The organism is Rhizobium sp. UFLA01-1127 (genome assembly GCF_059803845.1).
This window is the reverse complement of the sequence record NZ_JAUQTZ010000307.1, coordinates 1-855: the sequence shown is the minus strand read 5'-3', so window position 1 is coordinate 855 and position 855 is coordinate 1. Positions and strand designations below refer to the sequence as shown.

1 pseudogene is annotated in these 855 nt (G+C 57.7%); it reads left to right on the top strand.

Going from position 1 to position 855, the window contains the following annotated elements:
- Window positions 1-74: 74 nt before the first annotated feature.
- Window positions 75-855, top strand: a pseudogene (locus Q4Q11_RS31920) (IS5 family transposase); the annotation flags it as partial.

Genomic DNA, 855 nt, shown 5'->3' with positions numbered 1-855 from the left:
ATTAGGCGATGTTGACAAAGTTGGTTCACAAATCAGCTTTGGTCTGATTCAAGGCTACCTTTTAGGAGGCAGTTTTGGCACGTGGCGATTTGAGCGATGCAGAGTGGCGGATCATCGAGCCACTTTTACCGAGGGAACGCGGACGCAAGTCGCGCCCGTTGCATGATAATCGGTGCTTTTTGAACGGGATGCTTCACGTGCTGCGCGTCGGGTGTCCGTGGCGCGATATGCATGAGCGATACGGCAAGTGGAATTCAGTTTACGTTCGTTTCCGACGTTGGGCCGAGCAAGGCGTCTGGGATGCCTTGCTCGAGACGCTCGTCGAGCTGGGCCTGACAGACGATTGGCAGCATATGATCGACAGCACGACAGTCCGGGGCCATTCACAGGCTGCCGGCGCAAGGGGGGGACTCATAAGGAGGCTTTTGGTCGATCACGCGGCGGCTTTACGACGAAAGTCCACGCCCGCGCGGACGGTCAAGGACGCCCTCTTGGCTTTATCCTGACAGGCGGCGAAGCCTCCGATTATAGCGCCGTTCCTGGCCTGCTCGCGCTGCCGGTGGGTCGGCCTCGCCGCATGCTTGCCGATAAGGGATACGATGCGGACGCCATCCGCGAGGAACTTCTGTTGCATGGCACTCGTCCGATCATTCCGCCGCGATCAACCCGGAGGAACCCGCCACCTTGCGACTACCGCGCTTACAAGGATCGCAACCGCATCGAACGCATGTTCAACAAAATGAAGCAGTTCCGTCGCATTGCCACGCGCTACGACAAAACCAAAACATCATACGCTGCTTTCCTGGCTATCGCCGCCGCCAAGATCTGGTTGCCATACTTTGTCAACATCACCTA